This window comes from Sporolactobacillus laevolacticus DSM 442 (assembly GCF_000497245.1).
Taxonomy (GTDB): domain Bacteria; phylum Bacillota; class Bacilli; order Bacillales; family Sporolactobacillaceae; genus Sporolactobacillus; species Sporolactobacillus laevolacticus.
In genome coordinates, this window is sequence record NZ_AWTC01000005.1 from 111,430 (window position 1) to 128,834 (window position 17,405).

16 protein-coding genes are annotated in these 17,405 nt (G+C 42.1%); all 16 read right to left on the bottom strand.

The genetic code is table 11. The features are described from left to right. Positions 1-14: 14 nt before the first annotated feature. The 16 genes from P343_RS25830 to P343_RS25900 all read right to left on the bottom strand — a co-directional run bounded on the left by P343_RS25830 (position 15) and on the right by P343_RS25900 (position 17,202). A complete protein-coding gene (locus P343_RS25830; RefSeq protein ID WP_023509665.1) occupies positions 15-662 on the bottom strand; it encodes a DUF6612 family protein in 648 nt (215 codons plus the stop codon). 169 nt (positions 663-831) lie between these two features. Then, complete coding sequence (locus P343_RS25835) at positions 832-1,215, bottom strand: hypothetical protein (RefSeq protein ID WP_023509666.1); 384 nt, start codon at positions 1,213-1,215, stop codon at positions 832-834. 24 nt (positions 1,216-1,239) lie between these two features. After that, entirely contained in the window at positions 1,240-1,710 is a 471-nt protein-coding gene (locus P343_RS25840) for a hypothetical protein (RefSeq protein ID WP_023509667.1), read from the bottom strand. 131 nt (positions 1,711-1,841) lie between these two features. Continuing rightward, on the bottom strand, positions 1,842-2,474 hold the full coding sequence (locus P343_RS25845) for a hypothetical protein (protein WP_023509668.1): 633 nt from the start codon (positions 2,472-2,474) through the stop codon (positions 1,842-1,844). Between the two features lie 58 nt (positions 2,475-2,532). Next, on the bottom strand, positions 2,533-3,558 hold the full coding sequence (locus tag P343_RS25850; protein ID WP_023509669.1) for an ADP-ribosylglycohydrolase family protein: 1,026 nt from the start codon (positions 3,556-3,558) through the stop codon (positions 2,533-2,535). Positions 3,559-3,567: 9 nt separating this feature from the next. Continuing rightward, on the bottom strand, positions 3,568-5,277 hold the full coding sequence (locus P343_RS37435) for an ADP-ribosyltransferase (RefSeq protein ID WP_023509670.1): 1,710 nt from the start codon (positions 5,275-5,277) through the stop codon (positions 3,568-3,570). Continuing rightward, on the bottom strand, positions 5,277-5,600 hold the full coding sequence (locus P343_RS25855) for a hypothetical protein (RefSeq protein WP_023509671.1): 324 nt from the start codon (positions 5,598-5,600) through the stop codon (positions 5,277-5,279). Before P343_RS25855 ends, P343_RS37435 begins: the two co-directional genes overlap by 1 nt. Continuing rightward, positions 5,600-6,304: a DUF5081 family protein gene (locus P343_RS25860; protein ID WP_023509672.1), complete on the bottom strand. Its 705-nt coding sequence runs from the start codon at positions 6,302-6,304 to the stop codon at positions 5,600-5,602. The genes P343_RS25855 and P343_RS25860 overlap by 1 nt, the downstream gene beginning before the upstream one ends. Before the next feature lie 2 nt (positions 6,305-6,306). Continuing rightward, entirely contained in the window at positions 6,307-6,624 is a 318-nt protein-coding gene (locus tag P343_RS25865) for a WXG100 family type VII secretion target (protein WP_023509673.1), read from the bottom strand. Between the two features lie 7 nt (positions 6,625-6,631). Further along, on the bottom strand, positions 6,632-6,997 hold the full coding sequence (locus P343_RS25870; RefSeq protein WP_023509674.1) for a hypothetical protein: 366 nt from the start codon (positions 6,995-6,997) through the stop codon (positions 6,632-6,634). Positions 6,998-7,017: 20 nt separating this feature from the next. Beyond that, positions 7,018-7,341: a type VII secretion EssA family protein gene (locus P343_RS25875; RefSeq protein ID WP_023509675.1), complete on the bottom strand. Its 324-nt coding sequence runs from the start codon at positions 7,339-7,341 to the stop codon at positions 7,018-7,020. Beyond that, positions 7,322-10,696 (bottom strand): type VII secretion protein EsaA, encoded by a 3,375-nt coding sequence (esaA, locus tag P343_RS25880; RefSeq protein WP_023509676.1) that lies wholly within the window; start codon positions 10,694-10,696, stop codon positions 7,322-7,324. The genes P343_RS25875 and esaA overlap by 20 nt, the downstream gene beginning before the upstream one ends. 39 nt (positions 10,697-10,735) lie before the next feature. Next, the gene (gene essC / locus P343_RS25885) at positions 10,736-15,223 is read right to left on the bottom strand and encodes a type VII secretion protein EssC (RefSeq protein ID WP_023509677.1); all 4,488 of its coding nucleotides are present in this window, start codon (positions 15,221-15,223) and stop codon (positions 10,736-10,738) included. A 49-nt stretch (positions 15,224-15,272) separates the two neighbouring features. Then, positions 15,273-16,598 (bottom strand): type VII secretion protein EssB, encoded by a 1,326-nt coding sequence (essB, locus tag P343_RS25890; protein WP_023509678.1) that lies wholly within the window; start codon positions 16,596-16,598, stop codon positions 15,273-15,275. A 12-nt stretch (positions 16,599-16,610) separates the two neighbouring features. Continuing rightward, a complete protein-coding gene (gene yukD / locus P343_RS25895; RefSeq protein ID WP_023509679.1) occupies positions 16,611-16,850 on the bottom strand; it encodes an ESX secretion system protein YukD in 240 nt (79 codons plus the stop codon). 58 nt (positions 16,851-16,908) lie between these two features. Continuing rightward, entirely contained in the window at positions 16,909-17,202 is a 294-nt protein-coding gene (locus P343_RS25900) for a WXG100 family type VII secretion target (RefSeq protein ID WP_023509680.1), read from the bottom strand. Positions 17,203-17,405 lie beyond the last annotated feature (203 nt).

The window sequence follows — 17,405 nt, forward strand, 5'->3', positions numbered from 1 at the left end:
ATTAACTTTCCTCATTAGAATTGCCCTTGTAGCCGGCTGGCATCTATATCAATCGCTTTACTCTTTACATCAGCAGGAATCGTCATCGTTTTGAGCTGGTTGATTTTTGAGAAATCCGAATGAACAGTCATCTTTAGAGAACCTGAACCTTGATCGTTTTTCGGCTTCGCAGTAAACGAGACATTCAATGATTTTGGCTGATACGTTTTCTGACCAACCACATACGTATACTTCATGGACGTAAAATTCATGACATCCAATGAACGCTGAAGCGCCTGTTGCTTGTTAGCATTAAAATTTTTCAGCATTGCTTTCTGAATAAATGCTCTAAGTTCTTTTTTGTTTCCACCAAACCGGATGACATAATTGCTTCCGCTTTTTTTCAGGTCCATATTTTTCTTGAAGCTTTTCAGGAGCTCTAGCTGTGTTGAGGGATTCGTCTCTGCGTGCTTTTTTGAGCACCCTTCGGCGAGTTCGATGTCCATACTCATGTTCATTTCCATATTTTTAATTTTATTCGTTTGATTAGTCGTCTTTATAATAACGGTGTCGGCATTAATCTTCGGCTGATTCGCCGCACCTCCTTTAGAATTGTCAGCAGCACATCCGGCTAAAAGTAAACCCGCCGTCAATAAAATTGCTAAAACTACTTTTTTAAGCATATGTAATTCTCCTCTGCACATCCTCCGACTGGGGGACAATTTTTTTTACTTTGCAATGTAATTGGAAAATTTTTGGTAATAGGTAAACTGAAAATGGGGCTGCTTACGGAACAGGTAAATGGAGAGTAGATAACTTGGACGTCGGCGATGATACTCGATTACTGGAAACTCAATCTTCTACTTCCAGCTTAAACCAGGATTTAATCGAATAGAAGACGGTTGCGAGTAAGCCAAGTACTCCAATAGCGCTAAAAAGCATTTTTAACGCACTGACTTCTGTTGCTCCACTAATAATTACTAGAATGAGTGAAACAAACAGCAGTACAATACAGGTTGGATTCGTCTTGATTTCAACAGCGTCATTGTCTTTCACTTCCAAGTCATTGCTGCCGAAGAACCATTGTCTTGCTTTCAATTTCACACTGCTTTTTTCTGTGGAGACGACATATTCTTCATTGGTTTTCAGCTTTGCTTCGTCTTTTTCATTTACAATCAACACTATCTTTGAAGTTCCACCCATGATTCCTGTGCTGCGTTTGACTTTAACTTCCATTTAACCCACCTCTTAAAGTTATGATTATATTAAATTTGCAAGATAAGTTTTTATGTCTTTATGATCAATCTTGGTTCTTTCTTCTTTTTGATCCTTAAATTTTAAAATGGGCTTTTTTATTTCAATTAATGCGTCAATGTCATCTAAGGGAATAGACCTGTCAAAAACAAACGGCTCTTTTCTTATGAATCCATAGTTTCTTGCTATATCACGATCGCTTGTGGAAACAGTTATACTCTTCTCGTCTAGTGAAAACTTACCCACTGCCAGTGGTAGAAACTCAACACCCTTATATATCAATTTGTAATCCAACTCATATATCATCTCAACGTCGTCAAAATTAACCTCATTATTGAATATATCTTTATGGATATTCCCTGCTAAATCTACTAATTCAGAAAATTCAGAATCGAGCTTTCTTGATTTTAATCTAATAGGGGAGTTTCTCATGTTTGCTTCATACACCTTACCCTTATAGACAGCATATTTACTCATTTCATTATTCTCCTGGTAAAACCAACAATTACCAATTAGTCAAACAATAGTTTTTCAGTTCTAACCCTTTTTATAAAATTATCCAATGCCTTTTCTTCATCATCATATTTTGCTATTGAACCCGATAGTAATTAAGAGAGAAAAAGCGCATAATCACTATCAGTAAATTTTTCAGTAATTTGTGACTTAGCCAGCATTTCCTTTTCTTTTTTATCCAATAAAAATAATAAATACACAAACTTATAAACCGTGTAATACAATAGCCAATTCTCCATTATAGGTGTTGTAAATACTATGTTTCCAGTTCTTCCTATATAGCTCAAGTCACCTTCACTGTTGTTTTTTTTCAACACAGAGATACTGTGGGCAGTTTTCTCGTTTTGAAAGCAATAAAATTTAGGAGGTATTTTTAATCGGGTAAATGATTGCTTTAAATTTTCAAACGAAAAATTAGGTTCACCAACATTAATATCTTTATTCTTTTCATCAAAATCATAAATATATTTTTGATAGTACTCTCTGGACAGCTCAAAAATATAGTAATATTTTCCAGCACTTGCTTCATCCTTAAATACTTTTAGTACTTCTTCCTCACCCTCACTATTTTTTTCACAGTTTACAAATATAAATTCCCAGTGCCCATTTTGAAAGGCAAGTTTATAGAAGTTTTCATCTTGATCTCTGTATTCTTCAATGCTATTTGATTTAGTGACTTTCTTTATATTTTCATCATCTAGTAATTGGATGACCTGGGTTATTCGCATATTATTTCTCCCAATATATCAACGCAATAGAAATTTTACTGTTTACAGAACCTAAACATTAAAGGCTTCCATATTCTTCTATAATTGCTTTATCAGCACAAAATTCATAGAATTTTTTAATTAGATCATCGATATCCTTTTTTCTTGCGATTTTTTCTAGCCATTCATTTGGAATTCCATCCATTTTGTAATACATTCCCGCTAATGAACCCGTTAATGACGCAACTGTGTCGGTATCTCCACCCAAATTCACTGCTTTTAATACGGCTTCTTTAAATGAGTTTGTAGTTCCTAAACACCAAATTGCGGCTTCTAAAGTATGAACTATATATCCATCTGATAAGATCTCTTCTTGTGGTGTTTTAAAAAAGTTTTCATTGAAAATTCTCTTGTAAGATCTTAACTCTTTTAGATATACATGATCTTGAGCAAAATTTTCATTGAAAAGCTCTTGTATTTCTTTAATGGACTTTTCAAAATAATTATTATGATATAGTCTTACTAAAAATTCAATGTAGATAATAGAGCCCACTATAGCACGGGGATGTGCATGTGTAATTTCCGTATACTGTTTAATTATCTCGGCTTTTTTAATAAAATCGAACTCTTTATACAACATAAATACTAATGGCGAAATTCTCATAATCGCACCATTACCGTTATCATACTCTGACCGTCCTCCGCATTCCGACGGTAAGACACCCTTTTTGAATCTTGAGATTGCTTCAACTGTAGTTCTACCAATGTCAAACATGGTTCCAAAAGGTGTCCAATATCCTTTATCTTGATACTGAACAAATTTCCGCATTAAATTCTGTATGCTTTCTTTTTCCACTATGTTTTCTACTAAACAAAGAGTTAGGGAGGTATCATCAGACCACGTCCCAGGCGGTTGGTTATACGTTCCATATCCACTCACATCATCTATTTGAAATGTATCTCTTTGTCTAAATTCAACTGGAACACCTAACAGATCACCAATAATTCCACCATACATAGTTGGAAGTACTCGTTTTTTAATATTTAAAGCGAGAAAAATTTTATTATCATCTTCCCACCTATCTATCATCCTTCTGCCAGTCATTTCTGCCACCTACTTTTTTAATATTAGATCTAAGACTACTTGTAGTTTTCCAGCATTATCAACATTTACACTTTTTATCATCATTTCTTGTCCTGCGTTCAGAAGCAACTCTGCCTCATTAGGATATTGACTAATCTTGCCAACATAAGCAGCATTAGCTCCTTTTGGAACATTTATTTCCCATGAGACATTCATATAACCAAAAGAGGATTCTTTTACAATTGCAGTACTAACAAATCCATCATCTTTGATTGACTTACCTATTAGCGAATCAGAATTTATTTTTCCATCTTTACCTATTTCGAGTAAATCTTCAAAAGGCTTAATATCTGTTCCTCTGTATACTTGCATATTATGTGGAACTCTCGCTTTATCCAATCCACTCTTAATATCATTGATCACATGTAAATCTACACCATCTAAAGAATCACTTAATCCTCTCAAATAGGTATTTATTTTTCTATAATCATTACCAGTATATTGCTTAATGCCATTTTTTTCACTTTCAGTTAATGATTCTATCCAACTATTGTAATAATGACTCCCCCATCGGTGAGCTTCTTCTAAATTATTGAGGGAATATTTAGCTTCACTTAATTCACTAATCGCATTGTCTTCCCTACTGCTAACTCCCGCACTCTTAGTGTTTGTTGCTCCTTCACCAACTTTTTGAACTCTAGCACGCTCTACACTCTTAATCTTCTCAATGACTTTTCGAGTTCCATCTTTGACACCAGCTGCCATGCGGATTGCAGGAGTCTTCAAGGTTAAAAGTCTTATTTGCCCTGTCCGTTTCAATCCCTGTGACAGCTCACCCACTGTGTTGAGACCTTTTGTCCCTGTACGCCCTAATGCACTGAAAGCTCCTGCACTACGAAGTGCGGCTGCACCAGGGGCAAGATCAAGCAAACCAAATGCACCCTCAGTAATGCGTTCTTCGGTGCTGAGCTTGCGGCCGGAAATCATGCTCGTACCGGTGACTGCATCGGTCATCTGCATCACGCCGTATGTGATACTGGCAACCGCTCCGGCAGGCGGGCAGGCGATGGTCAGAATCACAATCGCTGTTCCGATGCCGAGGTTGACCCAGAATTCCTTATCGATCTGTTTATCTCTTATCGATTTGTAGTTGAAGCCGCGGCTGTACTGAATCGCTTCCTTATATTGATCGAACGTGACCTTCTCTGCTTTCTTGGATGTTGCCATCGCTTTGAACGTCTCGTATTCGCTTTTGAGCGATGTTTTCATCAGACTGCTGTTGCTAAAGATATCGTCCAGTGTGATCTCTTTTTTCTTAACCTTTTCATAGGTAGCGACAGAGGCCAGTTGACTGGTCGACTGTAGTTCTTTCACATTGAGCGTGTTCTTCGTTGTGATTTTATCAATTGAGATCTTTTCCATCGCTTCAACGAACGCGTCCATTTTCGTGAAAAACGGATGATCAATGTGACGGCTGACCGCCTCGCCGGCCTCACCGGTGAAGTTGTATAGTTTCTGGTAATCATCATTTAGTTTATCTAAAGATCCGGACATGCTTTTATAGGAAAAATGGATGCGATGATCTTCATCAAGATCATCCACCGTATCACGGAGATCGCGAAAGACCTGATCCATAGCGCGCATTCGGTCAAAAATACCGCTGCGCCAAGCGGACATCCGGTTAATCGCATCACCCATATCATTCCACGCGCCTTCTTTATAAGAAACACTGTGGCCCATTATTGCACCGCCCCCTCATCAAACGACGATGCCAGTGCTTCATCCTGGGCACTCATGACTTCAGCCACGAGCATGAGCATTTGCGCGCTTCGCATATAAAAATCACCGATATCAAGCAGTCGTTCCAGTGCTTTCCGATAAATTGAAAATGCATCAGCAGCCTCCCCGTCCTCATAGAATCTAAGACTGCTCAAGCGTTCAATTTGAGGACTAATCCTGTTCTGGAAGATTTCCGAAATCGCTAGCGCACGCTCCGCAAAGTGCTGTAACTCATCGGGGTTCAGTGAAATCGCTACGCCTCCACCTTCTTCCATGGCTCTCATTAGGCATGCGCCTCCTGTCCATAAGGAATACCTAGCCAATCAAATAATTCTTTATAGAGATAAAACAGGCTGACTTTTCGCGTTTGCTGACTCATGACATCCTTCCGAAACAATTCGCAACCGATTGGCAGATAAAGAAAATGGCTGTATGTCCGTAATAGATTTGCATCCGGCCTCGGCATCCACTCCATAGCAAGAAGGTCGGTTTGATCGATGTGAACAGACGCCACCTTTTTTTCTTCTTCATCGGTGATTCGTTTTAGCAGAAATTTATGTTCTGCCTCTGTTGGCTGGCGGTTCAAAAAGGGATGCGTGTGAAACAGCTGCGTGACAAAAAGACTTTTCGGCAGGACTTCCAATCGGTAGCTGCGCCATTTACTCTGTTCGGTTAGCACGATCAAATCTTTGCTTTCCTTGTTTCGGAAGGCAACCATCTGTTCATTGATTCTGACATACGCAGAGCTCTTGGCATAAATGTCCAGCATTTCGATTAACAAAACAGCTTGATCGGTTAACGCACCCGATTCCTTTAGCAACCGTTTTTCCTGTAAACTGCGTTTCGCCTTTTCAAAGATCTGATCATCAAGCATTAATAGTTGTTGAGGTTCCGGTAATCCAAACAATTGATTAACATCAAGGGCTGTGCCAAGCACATAGAGTTCCGCTGGAGAAAAACCGTCAATCACTAATTGTTCTACAGCCATCTTTACACTCCCTTTATCTTCGACACTTCATCCGTTTGCGAGAACGTGGATATATGTGTTTGCAGGGATTTCAGAGAATCGGCATGCTTTGTTGTGATTTTCGTCATCTGGCGTTGATACTGAAGTACGATATCCATGAAGGCGATAAAAGCTTTTTTGTTCTTGCCGGACCAGTCCGCATTTCCCACGATATCGTCATTCAGCGCCTCGCCCTTTGCTAATGCACTTTTCAATGCCTCTTCGATTTGCTGCATGCATTGAATGGCATCCTCAAGCTCGCCGCCTTTAATTTCAATGTGGCTTTTTCCTGCTCTCCCCATGTTCACGTCACCTCTTTTTCCTATCTTCCTCTGCTGCTAACTGTTTATAGTGGTCATAGGCTAGTTTTGCTTCCCTTTTGGCCGTTTTCGCTTCAGCAAGTTTCTTCTTTAACGTGTTCCGTTTCGTCTTAAGCCGCTCATCAACGCGTTCACGTGACGCGCTGAATTCAATACCGGGCACTTTTGTTTTAGTCACATGAACCCCAGAATAGCTGCTGATCATCCTGTTGATTTCAGAAAGATCTTGTTCTGCCTGTTCAACATACATGCTGATATTCTGATACAGCTGATGATACTTTGAACGTTTACGTTCGTTCGTTGTTACGCCAATCCCGAAAAAGTTGCCGATTTGATCAAAAATCGATTCGCCCAAGAGATCATCCTCCCTTGTGTTTATTGAAACAACCCCAGCCGCTCCGCTTCCTTTTTCACATTCACTTTTTCTGTTTTACCTGGAGTTAAAAACAGTCCTTTGATGATTTTTTCATCCTGATGGGGCTGGATGAATGTTAAGCTACGTACTTCGCTTGGTATTTTATGATAAGAATTGGCCATATCTGTATTAATTTCGTCTGTATTGATGGTCGTGTTCTGTTTTTTAAAATGATTGGGCTTGACGTTTACATTTGACTTGCTTTCCCCATAACCGGAGATGAAAAGAAAAGCGGTTAGCGCCAAACTGATGAGCAGAAGCCGATTACATGATTTCCGTCTCATGCGCCTTCTCCTCTCTCACATGCTGAATGATCGCCCGGATTCCGATTACCGCAAAAACTGGAACGAACAACCCGACAATCGCCATCAATCCTTTATAGAATGGAAGATAATCAGGTCCATAGGCAATCGCCATATAGACATCTGCCGCCGGATTTTGGAACGCGAAACGATCCAAGCTGTTTCGGAGCAGCGGCAGTGTGAAGATAACGATCATCGCTGTCAATATGAGCACACCGACAATTTCCGATAATTGATAGGCTTCACGAATCCACGCCGACATCACTGCGATCAAGCCAACGGTAAAGATGCTCCACATGATTGCAGCTGTACCGTCCAACCCATATTGGGAAATCCCGTAATAAATGACAGCCGAAGACGTAACCAGACCAAGCAAAATGGAGATCAAAGCATTTGCGGTCACGCTCAAATTGCGATAATGATAGCTAAAGAAGCCGGTCAGAATGCTGGCAATGAGTACAGCAAGCAATGTCAGGAATGGCTGCGTCACAGGAGTTGTCGGCGTTGTATCATTACTCGTCGTACTCTGATCCTGATTCTGTGTCTGATTGTTCGCGTTGCCGACCTGAACACCTGCAAGATTAACAGGACTGGCCAACTGCTGGTATGCATTCTGATTACGATTACCAGGTTCGCCGGTGTTCCCAAGTGTCTGGGAAATAGTGCTACCCAGTTCTGCGGTTGCATTCAGGTTTTGCCCCCAAGAACCGGTTAATTGGTTTGCCCCGCCCTGGACATCGTTTACCAGTGACTGGACGTTTTGTGAATCCTTCAAAATTAACGATTCATTGTCCGAGATGTTTTGAAGTGCTTCATCAATTGTATTCAGTTGGTCAAAGGTATTGCTCTTGAATGACAATGCAAAACCATTATCTACATTGTCGAAAGTAGGATCTGGTTCTGTCACAACAAGCGGTTTAGCGATGGAAGCAACCTGTTGTTGTACATCATTCATATTACTTGTCAACGTATTTTCGACTTTTCCCAGTTCGGTTTTTTGATTTGTTAATGCATCATTGTATCGTTTTATGGCGGAATTATATTGATCTTGTATCGATCGTTGGGTGTTTGTTAAAGTCTCAGTCTGATTAACTGGTTGCGCTGTTGTTTGTATTGTTCCTAAAGATGTGACCGATGAAGTGAGTTGACCTGTTGCCTGGTCAACCCACTTAACATTAGTATTCAATGCATCATATATCGATTGAGTAGGATCAGTTGGTTTATTGGGTTCCGTAAGTTCAGGATCGGCAGGCTTTGTAAGACCAGGATCAGTTGGTTTAGTAAACTTAGGATCAATAGTAGGTTTCGTAAGTTTTGGATCCAACGGTTTAGTCAGCTTAGGATCAGTTGGTTCAGCAAGCCCTGGATCAATAGGTTCAGTGAGCTCTTTAGGCCTATTAGTTACAAAATTTAACAGTTTGTTTAAACTGTTAAAAGTATGATTAAGCATTTCCTGATAAACCTTTAAAGTCGTTTCATCATAATTATTTGCCTCCGAAGGATTGATGAATAATGATGGATTTTCATATTCAGTATCATTGTCAATATTATCTAGATACGGAGTGAGTTCACTAATACTTTTTATTTCTTCATTATTAGCAAGTCCTGATGAACCTCCAATATCATTTTGAGTTTTACCAATACTTTTAAGAACATCTTGCTCACCATCCCACTTCGTAGTACTGGAAAGCGGAGTAGGTTTCGTTGATTCTTTAAGATTCTCTATGTCATCTTTTACATTATTAATTGCATTATCATTCGCCATTTTGTAGAGTGTCTGATTTTGGTTATAGATATCTTGTTCTTGGCTGTAAAGGGTCTGCGCCTGGTTATAAAGTGTCTTTCCCTGATCATAGCGAGTATATACCTGATCATAAAAGGAATTTGCCTGATTATAATAACCGTACAGCTGATCAAATAAGTTATCGGTCTGGCCATAAATACCATAGGCCTGATCATAAAGGGTATGAGCTTGCTCATAAAAGGTATCTGCCTGATGATAGTAACCATATAACTGATCGTATAAGTTATTATTCTGACCAAAAAAGCCATAGGATTCATCATAAAGATCATGGGCTTGATCATAATAGCTATTGGCTTGTGTAAATAGATCCTGTGCCGATTTATTAAGGGTATTCACTTGCCCAAATATGTTATTAGAATCACTTGCATTGTCGGGATTAATTACAGCATTAAGATTGTCCTTAGATATATTAATCTTTGTGATTAGTTCATCAACAGGTGTAATTAAATGATCCGTATAGGCGTTTGAAATGCCCCCTAACTGATCAGTTGATTTAGAATTAATCGTTGAAAGGCTTGTATTTGCCCCATCAATCAAATGGTTTAATCCCGTTAGTTCATTTCCAGTATCCAATGGATTCTCGATCGTAACCGCCGTGCTCAGTGGGTCAACCATCCCATTATTAAATGTATTCACGACTTTTGTAAGATTGGCCTGGCTTTGAGTTGTAGCATCGTCCACCAGTTGCTTGTTTGCGTCTCTTGTTTTTTCGAGTGCCTGGATCTGCTGATTCATCTGATCGCTTAGTTTGTTCAGAGCATCCAGCTGCTGGCTGACCCGAGTTTTTGTATCCGTCAGGGTTGACTGCCGGTCACTTAAGTCTCCAGCTGTTTGTTTTGTTTCACCAAGCAACTCATTGATTTGGTTTAATTGTGCATCAAATACCTGTGCCATATTTTTTGAGGACGGCTTGTAGAAATCAGACATCGCTTGAAGATACTGTTTATCCTTGTTCACTACATCTGAGAAATTGCCTCGAATATAGCTGAGTTTGTCGGAAATAATCCGCCAGTAGATTTTTGAAAACTGCTGATTCAGCGTCCCTTTCACCTTTTGCATTTCGGTCTGGATTTTGGCGGTGTCCTCAGCCGTCAGTTTCGGATTTGCCTGATAGGAAATAACCGCTGCTTTTGGGTTTGAATTAGTATAAGTAAAAATATTAGTTGTGAAATTGGAAGGAATATAGAATACTGCTTGATAATCGCCTTGCTTCAAGCCGTTGTCGGCAACACTCCGACTGACGGTCTCCCATTGGTAATCATCGCCGTTAGAAAAAAGTGGAACGACCTGGTTTCCCAGATTCAAGCGCTGACCGCCGAGAGTTGCTCCCTGGTCTTCATTTACGATTGCTAGATGGTCGATTTTCGTGGTTGGTGTACTTGTTTTTGTGCTATTTTTCTTTACCGTCTGTTGCGGCTGTGCAGCCGGTGGGGTCAAATAGCGGGGCAGGGCTCCGGAAATGCAAACAATCACGATAAATACGATCGCTAGTGATCCCCATTTCTTTAAACGGCTGATCCATTGTTCATTCATGTCGATGAGCTCCTTTAATTAGAGTAGATTTTCAATTCTTTATCGATTTGCTGTATCAAAAGCTGGGGCATCGGTCCGCGGAATCATTAGCCGACGGTCCTGACCTTGATGAATCAGATAGCCAAAACCAACGTCCAGCGCCTGTTCCTTGCTTATATAAGGCAGTGTGAATACGGATTGATCGGTTTTGCGAACAAGAAGCAGTGCGTCTTTCGCATTCTTCAGCTCTGCAACAAGCGGGTCGTAGCCTTTCCATTCCAACTGATTTCCTGACGCGATCACACAAAATCCGATTGGCGCGAATCGTTTCATTAGATTGATAATCCTTGTCTGAAGACGGCTGTCAATTTTGCGGAGGAATGTGTCCAATCCGTCAATCAACAAATAATAGGCAGGATAATTCGCCACAATATCCGCGCGCGTCTGACCGGTCTCCAGCATCTTTTCCTTAACTTCCTGCTCTCTTGCCGCGAGCGTATGTTCCAATTGGTCGGCGTACAATTCAACCATGTCGCTGTCATCCAGATACATCCAACCATGATTTTCTGCCGCCTTGGCAAAAACAAGTTCTTCCGAATCACTGATTGCAATCATTGCTTGATTCTGCCTCATGATTTGCTCCAAAATGAATCGGATGATGTTAGTTTTCCCTTTTCTTGAATCACCGACAATGATGAACGCATTCATCTGCCCGATGCTGATGCCCAGCGGTTTGACAGATTCCTCGTCAAGGCCGAGATAGATCGTTTGTGTATCCAGCTTCTTGTAGTTAAGAAATTCAGATACATCCAGTCGTTCCGGCAGCATCGGCACATGGTAAATGGTCTCGCTTTCCGGATAGATCCGGTTGCAGGCGCGCATTTCCTCACGCAGCCGTTCAAGATGCTCGCCTGCCGTTTTCGCTTCAAAGGGCAGATACATCTGTACCGTTTCTAATTCATCAATCTTAATCAGTGCCCTTCCTGGTATCGCTTCAACGTTTTTCTTAACGGAACCGCTGAAAATCGTATAGAATTCCGACTGATCCGTCATGTAATGAGACAAACGGATTGGTAGGCTGGCCAGCAGATTCGGGCGGATGCCGTTCGCACGTGAGACGGACAGGACAAATTGAATGCCGAGACTTCCGCCTTCCCTTGCCCAGCGAACAAAGGCTTCTTCCATCGAATCAGCCGCCTCTTCGCGCAAGGCTTCAAAATTATCAACAATAACTTTGATATAGGCCAATGGATCCGTTTCCTGTTCGTTAAATAGTTCAATGTTCGGTACCCCTGTACGGCGAAGCAAATCCTTGCGTTTTTGTATTTCCTGATTCATCCATTTAGCGAACTTATCCATTTTCTCTTTTTCATCAAGACGGAAATAGTCGCCCGTGTGGTGCAGCGCCCTGAACGAAAGCAGGCCACCGCTGCCGAAATCAAAAATATAAAAGTGCACCTGGTCGGGTGAATAACGTCTGGCTGCCTCTAGCAGATAAGATGAGATGGTCGTTGTTTTTCCAAATCCCGACGCGCCAAACAGGGCTATATTTTTTTCCTTCCTCAGATTCAGATAAACCGGTGTCTGTTCCTGCTTCTCCGGATGATCCGCAAGTCCGATCATAAAGCGGTCGTCTTTTTTCAGATTCTCCGCAAGTGCCGGACGAACAAGATGAACAGGCAGCGGTGCAATCCATGGACTCTTCAATCGTTCGAGCCCCATCTCTTGATAGAGATCTGCGATGGCTTGAACAACGGCTTCCAGCTCGGTCTCCTTCTTTGCCTGCACCTCTTTCTTCGCGTGCACCTCTGAAATCGGGTACAGGCCGGTGTCTCTTACATAAAAGACATCATCTTCAGATGTATAAATGTTCTTCTCATAAGGCGCGCCGCTCCAGGCAGACTGGAACAGTTCATACATTTCATTGTTTCCGACTTGCAGATAACCGCGTCCGACCTGCTTGAGTTCAGCAGCATCGCCATTGCCGAGAATGTCATTGCTGTCCGATTTATCCTGGACACGTAAGGCGATTTTAAAACGTGAGTTGCTTCGGATCTGGTCGTCAACGACACCTGCTGGTTTCTGTGTTGCTAGAATCAAATGGATACCAAGGCTTCGGCCGATGCGCGCCGTTGTAACCAGTTCGCGAATAAAGTCCGGCTCCTCTTTTTTCAATTCCGCAAATTCGTCAGAAATGATAAAGAGATGCGGTAATGGAAGTTTAACCTTGCCTTGTTTATAGAGCAGCTGATAGTCGTTGATATGGTTAATGTTATTTTCCGAAAAAAGCAGCTGGCGTCGACGCGATTCACTCTTTACTGCAGCCAGTGCCCGATCACTGAAATTCTTTTCGTCATTGATATTGGTCATCGTTCCAAGCAAATGGGGCAGCTTTTCAAAAAGCTGGGCCATTCCGCCGCCTTTAAAGTCAATCAGCAGGAAGGCGACATCATGTGGATGAAAGTTAGTGGCCAGTGCTAAAACATAGGATTGAAGGAATTCACTTTTCCCGGAACCGGTAGTTCCTGCCAGTAATCCGTGCGGGCCGTGTGCTTTTTCATGAAGGTTCAGTTCAAGCACATCATTCTTGCTGCGAAGTCCGACCGGAACCGCTAGTGACTGGATCGGATCATGCTGCGCCCAGCGTTCCTTAATGTGCAAGTCGTGAACATCCTCCGCGTGCATCATCTCAAGGAATGTGACACTGTCCGGAATGGAATTGGTGTACCCGCTTCGGTGATTCAGTGATGCGAGTCTTCTTGCGAAACGTTCGTTACCCGCTTTTTTGAACGGATCAATCTGGAACGTCTGTCCATTCGCCACTTTATTCAGAATCAAGACGTCGCCTGCATGTTCATTGACATAGCGGACTATGGTCGAAACATTTTCATTCAAGTTATCTTTCGTGTTCGCCAGAAAGATTGAACTGACGCCGATATCGGTAAAATCTTTGCTCAGAAATTCGGTGATTTCATGCTCATGAATCAATTTGTCTGACGCAATCACAAAGACAAGGTGCGGTAAAAAGATCTTTTTTTCCTTCTTATCCGTGTGTGCTCTTTCTTTCATTAATTCATATACGCCGGAGAGCAGCTGATCACGCGTCTGTTCACTATAGACCATGCTGCGTCCTTGTGTATTCAGGCTCTTAAGATGCGGCAGCCACTTCAACCATGCCCATTCCGTGTATTCCTCTTCATCGAAGAGAACGACAAAACGCAAATCATGGTAGCTATGGAAAAAGACAAGCTGTAGAACCATCTGCTGCACCGCTTTTCTGATAATCGAGTGCTTACCGACAAGGCCGAGCGGACCGTCCAACAAACGGATGGTCAACGGCACATCGTTAATTTCGCGGTAATGGTCCAAAATCGTTTTCGCCTCGCGATAGAGCGCGTCAAATGAACGATTGGAAAGATCCTGTTCACTGCCCTGAATTTCATAATCCGGTGGCAATGTCGTGACACCCAGGCGAATATCAAGAAAATCATCGTCCTCCCGGCTGCGCTCCCAAATGCGCGGGCTCAGCTGATTCGCAAGCTCTTTCAATTTTGCGCTGTTCGGGAACTGGTAACGGAGTACAAAACGCTGTTTTTCATAGAGCTGATTTAACTCCTCACGCTTTTCCTTCAGATAATTGGTATAGTTTTCCTTGCGTTCTTTTCTTCGTTCTTTCGTCTGCCTCGACTCCCTAACATACTGATAAACGGAAGTCACAATCGTTGAGAGAAACATTACGATCGAGATCAGCATATAAATGCCGCTTGGCTGAACAAAAAGCACAACCGCCATAACAATCAGCATGATCACCGGCGGCAAAATCATCATCCAGAGATTGCGGCGATTGTCGCCGTCTGAATCTGAGGGCCATGAAAATTTCACCTTATCGTTTGGACGTTCATAAATCAGCCTCGGTATTCTTTGGTAGTCCGGATATTTGTCGGCGAGCATCGTTTTAGGATTTCGTGTTGGCGCAAACCGAGTTTCAAATGCGTTACCCGCAGTCACTACGAGCAAATCTTCCGATTCCAAAATCCACTCATTCAAGCCCCAGAACAGAACATCACCAGCTTCAAGCGGCGCACTTTGATGCACACGCTCTCCATTCAAATAAACAGGAATGCCTTTGGATGAAGAAAAAATGCGCCAGATTTTCCCTTCTTTGCTCAACTGAAAACCCGGATCATCTTTATACTCCGGAAATGAGAAGTCAGCTGTTTCTGATGCTGATATCGACAGTTGAATGTCACTGCCAATATAGTACCCGGATGCCTCCGGAGCATCATCTGCCTGCTGACAAAACATATTCACTTTGCCGGTCTGCAAGGGTTCAGTGATGCTCACTAACCATTTGCTTTGAGCATATTGCTTATGCAGTTTCCAGTTGTTATCTTCCTGATCCCAATTCAACCGGATCTTCTCATCCAATGTGTACGAAAGGGTGATGGTGTCCGACCATTCATTTCCAATAACCACTTCTTTTTTATGAAAAGGCTGAAGATCAATGACTTGAGCATGCTCTTCTGTAAACAGCCATAATTTTTCCAAAAATGCTCCCCTCCTCACGAGGTCGTTCATATGCTATATCCGTGTAGGCTTACTTTTTGCTCGAATCTTTTCCAGTTGAACTACCGTCTTTCTGTGATGACGATCCATCTTTCTGCCCACTGCTTTGAGTCTGGTTGGAGCTTCCACCACTTCCCCCCTGCGGGTTTTGATTTACATCCGCATTGGTGTTAATACTGCTACCGTCCGAAGTGCTCGCTTGCGTTTTCTGAGGTTTAACGTTATATTTCTTCAATTCTGAATCAATGCTCTGCAGTCGTTGTTGTTTTTGTTGACCGTTCATCGACAGATCGTCTTGAATTGCCCGTTGTTCTTTAACCAGTGCATAGGCGATCAGAGTACGGTCATTGAGCGATCGTGCTGTATTCAAGGCACCGGCCGCTTCGCCACGCCCAACCTGAATCCAATATTGATAATAAAGTGCATTACTTTGGAGGGTTAGATCATTTAATATGTTGTTGTGCTGCTCGTCGGTAAGGTTTTCATTTTTCACATAAGATACAGCGAGCTCGTAGCGGACAACTTTCGGCATTTTGCTGTAGGCAACGGAATTTAATGTTGTCGCTACATCGCTATACTGATTTTCCAGGAAAAATTCATGACTCTGCTGGAACAAATTTTCTCGGGGAAGCTGTATGACAAAGGCATAAACCGTAAGAATAAGAAGAGGAATAAGAACTGCAAGACTACCAATCAGCATTCCATTCCGAGTTCTGTTCCTTTTTTTCGGGAGTCTGATGCTCTGTTTTTCAGTAACAATCTCTTTTTTACGTTCCTTCTCCACCAGAGCAGCCAGAGAATGAAAACTTGAACAACGAAAAAGATCTTTCACGAAACGCGTTGACTTTGCCGCGAAATCGAATTTCACATATGTATCGAAGCTGTTGGATGCATCAAACAAGGTCGCAATAACCGCCTTGACTTGTTGCAGTGCGGCTTCTTCCTCATAACTTAGAGGCGGTAGACTGTCTTTTACCCCATAATGAAGAAATACAGGCTGGAAACCTGTCGTAAAAAAGAGATTTTCCGGAAAACAAACCGGAATCAAGCGTGCGGGTTGGTAATGCTCAAAAAAGCGAATAAGATTGCTGGCAAAGATTAATTTTTCCGTGATGGTTTCCGAAGTCAGTTCTGTGAATCTTCTCAACCCGGGTACATTTGCCGAATGAATCACGATTTCATCTTCTGTTGATTCTACCGTTCGATTGATGCCATCATGAATACTTTGCAGAACGCCTAATTCGTCCACATGGCGCATTGGAATTTTTGCACGTTGAAAAGTGAGGGTGTATTGGCTGTCCTGAACTTCCGCTTCTGCTTCAAATTTAGATTGAAAAAAGCTGTTTGATAGTGCCATAACTATTCTCCTTCACAGTACAGTCAGTTTGTCTCCATCAGAAATCTTTTTGTCACCTAAAACATCAAAGCCACGAATCATTTGTGACTTATTCGCTACGCGCACCCAGTACCCTTCTCGCGGAGGCGACTGTATGCCGGCAATTCTCCATACCGTCCGGATGAGCTGTTTGACAGGCTGACGGTCAGATATTCTCAGATCGAGAGGTTCTCGCCTGTAATGCGATAAATCCACAGTTATATTGATGTACATTCTATTTCACCACGTTTAAAAAACCGAAACTCTATCAAGAGCTCCGGCATGATTTGAATTACGCATTGATCTGTCCGGCAATCTGCTGGTCGGTATCTTCCAAAATGGTAGCTGTTTTCGAAAGTTGATGATTGACATCTTCGAGGAGCTGTTGCATTTGTTGGAAGGATGGGCGTAGCCGTTCATACTGATCCTTGAACGCCCGGCTTGAAGCGCCTTCCCAAACCTGGGCCAGCTGGTTGATCATGCCATCCAGTCTTCCAATTAATTCACCGGTATTTGAAGATTCCTGCCCATATTTTGCTGCATAACTGCGTAGTTCTTCCGGGGTTAAGCGAATTTGTCCTGCCATGATTAAATAACCTCCTTATTTTTTGCATACGCATACATTCGCATGCCGGAACTTCCACAGGATGTGGTGACTTCGACGTTACGTACTTCCCCGCAGGATGCGGTCGCTTCCGCGTTGTACGCAGGACGTTCTTTCACAGGATGTGATGGCTTTCACGTTACGTACAGGACGTACGTGCGTTAGCGAACGTTCCTTTAGTTCGT

What these genes read in the sequence shown, in the direction of transcription:
- P343_RS25855 (WP_023509671.1), bottom strand. Translation starts at nt 5,600, where the DNA reads ATGAGAGCCATGGAAGAAGGTGGAGGCGTAGCGATTTCACTGAACCCC.
- P343_RS25835 (WP_023509666.1), bottom strand. Translation starts at nt 1,215, where the DNA reads ATGGAAGTTAAAGTCAAACGCAGCACAGGAATCATGGGTGGAACTTCA.
- P343_RS25875 (WP_023509675.1), bottom strand. Translation starts at nt 7,341, where the DNA reads ATGAGACGGAAATCATGTAATCGGCTTCTGCTCATCAGTTTGGCGCTA.
- P343_RS25900 (WP_023509680.1), bottom strand. Translation starts at nt 17,202, where the DNA reads ATGGCAGGACAAATTCGCTTAACCCCGGAAGAACTACGCAGTTATGCA.
- yukD (WP_023509679.1), bottom strand. Translation starts at nt 16,850, where the DNA reads ATGTACATCAATATAACTGTGGATTTATCGCATTACAGGCGAGAACCT.
- P343_RS25840 (WP_023509667.1), bottom strand. Translation starts at nt 1,710, where the DNA reads ATGAGTAAATATGCTGTCTATAAGGGTAAGGTGTATGAAGCAAACATG.
- esaA (WP_023509676.1), bottom strand. Translation starts at nt 10,696, where the DNA reads ATGAATGAACAATGGATCAGCCGTTTAAAGAAATGGGGATCACTAGCG.
- P343_RS25850 (WP_023509669.1), bottom strand. Translation starts at nt 3,558, where the DNA reads ATGACTGGCAGAAGGATGATAGATAGGTGGGAAGATGATAATAAAATT.
- essB (WP_023509678.1), bottom strand. Translation starts at nt 16,598, where the DNA reads ATGGCACTATCAAACAGCTTTTTTCAATCTAAATTTGAAGCAGAAGCG.
- P343_RS25830 (WP_023509665.1), bottom strand. Translation starts at nt 662, where the DNA reads ATGCTTAAAAAAGTAGTTTTAGCAATTTTATTGACGGCGGGTTTACTT.
- P343_RS25845 (WP_023509668.1), bottom strand. Translation starts at nt 2,474, where the DNA reads ATGCGAATAACCCAGGTCATCCAATTACTAGATGATGAAAATATAAAG.
- P343_RS37435 (WP_023509670.1), bottom strand. Translation starts at nt 5,277, where the DNA reads ATGGGCCACAGTGTTTCTTATAAAGAAGGCGCGTGGAATGATATGGGT.
- P343_RS25865 (WP_023509673.1), bottom strand. Translation starts at nt 6,624, where the DNA reads ATGGGGAGAGCAGGAAAAAGCCACATTGAAATTAAAGGCGGCGAGCTT.
- P343_RS25860 (WP_023509672.1), bottom strand. Translation starts at nt 6,304, where the DNA reads ATGGCTGTAGAACAATTAGTGATTGACGGTTTTTCTCCAGCGGAACTC.